Origin of the sequence: Stenotrophomonas sp. HMWF003 (assembly GCF_003061285.1) — a bacterium.
GTDB classification, from domain to species: Bacteria; Pseudomonadota; Gammaproteobacteria; order Xanthomonadales; family Xanthomonadaceae; genus Stenotrophomonas; species Stenotrophomonas maltophilia_AP.
In genome coordinates this window covers 26,181-29,830 of the sequence record NZ_QAIW01000378.1, presented here as the reverse complement: position 1 = coordinate 29,830, position 3,650 = coordinate 26,181, and the positions used below count along the sequence as shown (strand labels likewise).

Here is a 3,650-nt window from a genome sequence, read left to right as displayed (position 1 = left end):
CGCCCTCGGCCAGCAGCGCGCCCAACCGCTGCGTGCCGGCACCCGCCCGCAGCGGTTGGGCGCGCTGCTGGCCGAGGGCGTGGTCGATGAAGACGTGCTGGACGCACGCATGGACGACTGGCGCAGCGCCGCCCGCGCCCTGGCCAAGCGCGGCGTGGTCGAGCGGATCGCGCTGGACCATCAGGTGCCGGTTGCGCAGGCCAGCGCCGGCCCACCGCCCAACCCCGAGCAGGCGGCCGCGATCGCCGCGATCACCAGCGCGACCGGCTTCGGTGCCTACCTGCTGGACGGGGTCACCGGCAGCGGCAAGACCGAGGTGTACCTGCAGGCCATCGTGGACTGCCTGGCGCGCGGCCGGCAGGCGCTGGTGCTGGTGCCGGAAATCGGCCTGACCCCGCAGACGCTGTCGCGCTTCCGCACGCGCCTGGGCATTCCGGTACACGTGCTGCATTCGGGCCTGAACGACAACGAGCGCGCACGCGTGTGGGCTGCCGCATCACGTGGCGAAGCGCAGGTGATCGTAGGCACGCGCTCGGCGATCTTCACCCCGTTGCCCAACGCCGGGCTGATCGTGGTGGATGAAGAACACGACGGCAGCTACAAGCAGCAGGATGGCATCCGCTACCACGCGCGCGATTTCGCCCTGGTGCGGGCCAAGGCCCTGGACGTGCCGGTAGTGCTGGGCAGTGCCACGCCGTCGCTGGAATCGCTGCACAACGCGCAGGCCGGCCGTTACACCCACCTGCGCCTGAAAGTGCGCGCCGGCGATGCACGCCCGCCCCGGGTGCGCGTGCTGGACGTGCGCAAGCGGCCGCTGCGCGATGGGCTGTCGCCGGAGGTGCTGCAGGGCATTGCCGAGCACCTGCAGGCCGGCCACCAGGTGCTGGTGTTCAAGAACCGCCGCGGGTATGCGCCGGTACTGCTGTGCCACGACTGCGGCTGGACCGCGCCGTGCCAGCGCTGCGATGCGCCGATGACCGTGCACGCCGGCGGCCGCCGCCTGCAGTGCCACCATTGCGGCGCGCGCCAGTCCGCGCCATTGGCCTGCCCCGATTGCGGCAGCCTGGCGCTGCAGCCGCAGGGCATTGGCACCGAGCGGCTGGAAGAACACCTGGTCGAGGCGTTCGCCGATTACCCGGTGATCCGCATCGACCGCGGCACCACCAGCCGCCGCGATGCACTGGAAACCCAGCTTGCCACGCTGGGCGACCGGGCCGGGATCCTGGTCGGCACGCAGATCCTGGCCAAGGGCCACGACCTGCCGAAGCTGACGCTGGTGGTGGTGGTGGGTATCGATGAGGGCCTGTTCTCGGCCGATTTCCGCGCCAGCGAGAAGCTGGCCCAGCAGTTGATCCAGGTGGCCGGGCGCGCCGGGCGCGCCACCGATCCGGGCGAGGTATGGCTGCAGACCCACCACCCCGGGCACCCGTTGCTGGAGACGCTGGTCAATGGCGGTTACCACGCCTTCGCCGACGCCGAGTTGCAGCAGCGCGAGGCGGCCGGCTTTCCACCGTTCGCGCACCTGGCGCTGCTGCGCGCCGAGTCGCAGCAGGTGGAGCATGCCAACGCGATGCTCAGCGCGGTGCGCGGGCTGATTCCCGACGATGCCGCGGTGGAACGTTACGGCCCGATGCCGGCACCGATGCCGCGCCGCGCCGGGTACCAGCGCACGCAGTTGTTGCTGTCCGCGCCGGCCCGCCGGCCGCTGCACGGCGTGCTGGACCTGATCACCCCGCAGATCCACGCGCTGCCGCAGGCACGCAAGGTGCGCTGGTCGCTGGATGTGGATCCGACGGACCTGTACTAGGGCCATGTGCGGACCCACGGTCCGCACATGGCACGTACCACTGCCGACCGTTGGTCGGCACGGCGCGTCAGGTCAACGCGGTCATGACGCCGCGCTGGTACGCGGGGCGCTGCTTGAGGCGCTCGTACCAGGCCGCCAGGTGCGGCAACTGCGGGCGCTGGATCGGCATTTCGAACCAGGCATAAATGAAGGCGCCCAGCGGGATATCGCCCATGGCGAAGTCGTCGCCGGACAACCACGGCTGCCGCGACAGCGCATCGTCGGCCATGGTCAGCAGCTCGCCCGAGCGCACCAGCGCGGTGGCGATACGCGCTTCATCGCGGTCGGCCGGCGCGGTGCGCAGGGTGCCCCAGAACAGGTCGCGGAACACGCCCGAGAACGCGGAGGTGGTCCAGTCCATCCACTTCTCCGACTGCGCGCGTGCCACCACGTCTTCGGGGTACAGCGTGCCCAGCGCGTAACGCGCGGCCAGGTAACGCACGATGGTGTTGGATTCCCACAGCGGCAGGCCATGGTCTTCGATCAACGGGACCAGGCCGTTGGGGTTCATCGCCCGGTATTCCGGCGACTGCGTGCCGCCGAAGGCACCGCCGACCTGGATCGACTCGTAGGGCACGGCGATTTCCTCGGCACACCAGAGGACTTTGCGCACGTTGCTCGAATTGTGGCGGCCCCAGATCTTCAGCATGGTTGGTTTCCCGGTTCGGACAGAAGCGGCGCCACAGCGCCGCGCGGTGGCGCTACGATACGCCGGTCGGCGCCCTGGCCGTCACCTCATGGACGAAATGCAATGTTTGCGCAGATCCTCGAAATCAGTCTGTTGTGCCTGGGTATCGTGCTGCTGGTCGTGGGCTACCGCCGCCATCATCGCAACCTGATGCTGGCCGCCGCGCTGGTCCTGATGTCGTTCGGCACGCTGCAGGATGTTGGCCGCGGTTTCATCGACGGCTACCAGCAGTCCGATGCGCGCACGCTGTCGGTGGTGCAGGCCATCCGCTGACCGGCACCCCGCCCTGCCTTACTTGGCCGCCTTGGCCGCGCCCTTCTTTGGCAGCGCGCGGACATAGGTGGATTTGCCGTCCTTCTTCATCTCGAACAAGCCGGTGGCGGCCAGCAGTTCGCTGAGCTTGCCGTAGCCGTAGTTGCGCGAATCGAACGAGGCCTGGTTGCCGATCTGGCTGCCCACCGGGCCCAGGTGCGACCAGCCATCGTCGGCTTCGGCCGAGGCCACCGCACTGCGCAGCATCTGCACCAGGCGGGTGTCGCTGCGCAGCTCGGGGCCGCTCTTGCGCGGCCGGGTTTCCTCGTTGCCGTGCTCGACCTCCGGGTCTGCCGCCAGGTCCTGTCCCAGCGCTTCCAGGTAGGTGAACTTGGAGCAGGCATTGACGAACGGCTCGGGGGTTTTCTTCTCGCCGAATCCGTACACCTTGACCCCGTCGGTAAGCAGGCGCATCACCAGCGGGGTGAAGTCGGCATCGCTGGAGACGATCGCAAACCCATCCAGGTTGCGTGCGTACAGCAGGTCCATGCCATCGATCACCATCGCCATGTCCGAGGCGTTCTTGCCCCGGCTGTAGGCGAACTGCTGGATCGGCCGGATTGCATAGGCATGCAGCACCGATTCCCAGCCTTTCAGCGCGGGGCTCTTCCAGTTGCCGTAGGCGCGACGCACGTTGGCCACGCCATAGCGCGCCACCTCGGCCAGCACCACGTCGATCTTCGACGACGGCGCGTTGTCGGCATCGATCAGCAGGGCGATGCGCTTTTCCGGTTCGGTCATGTCAGCCTCCAGAGCGATGCGACCACGGCCGCCTGCCAGCGCGACGGCCCCTGAACCCAGTAT

General features: G+C 68.8%; 4 protein-coding genes. 2 read left to right on the top strand and 2 right to left on the bottom strand.

Going from position 1 to position 3,650, the window contains the following annotated elements; translation table 11 throughout:
• On the top strand, nucleotides 1–1,807 hold a 1,807-nt coding region (locus DBR34_RS16160; RefSeq protein ID WP_308812558.1), incomplete at its 5' end, for a primosomal protein N'.
• Nucleotides 1,808–1,874: 67 nt separating this feature from the next.
• On the opposite strand, the gene DBR34_RS16155 is transcribed toward DBR34_RS16160, so the two are convergent.
• Nucleotides 1,875–2,495 (bottom strand): glutathione S-transferase, encoded by a 621-nt coding sequence (locus DBR34_RS16155; RefSeq protein WP_128097557.1) that lies wholly within the window; start codon nucleotides 2,493–2,495, stop codon nucleotides 1,875–1,877.
• 102 nt (nucleotides 2,496–2,597) lie between these two features.
• Here DBR34_RS16155 and DBR34_RS16150 point away from each other — a divergent pair, with 102 nt between their 5' ends.
• Nucleotides 2,598–2,807 carry a hypothetical protein gene (locus DBR34_RS16150; protein ID WP_128097556.1) on the top strand — a complete coding sequence of 70 codons (210 nt, stop codon included), beginning with the start codon at nucleotides 2,598–2,600 and terminating at the stop codon, nucleotides 2,805–2,807.
• An 18-nt stretch (nucleotides 2,808–2,825) separates the two neighbouring features.
• Here DBR34_RS16150 and DBR34_RS16145 read toward each other — a convergent pair whose 3' ends face one another.
• Nucleotides 2,826–3,587 carry an NYN domain-containing protein gene (locus tag DBR34_RS16145; protein ID WP_038685954.1) on the bottom strand — a complete coding sequence of 254 codons (762 nt, stop codon included), beginning with the start codon at nucleotides 3,585–3,587 and terminating at the stop codon, nucleotides 2,826–2,828.
• Nucleotides 3,588–3,650: the final 63 nt, after the last annotated feature.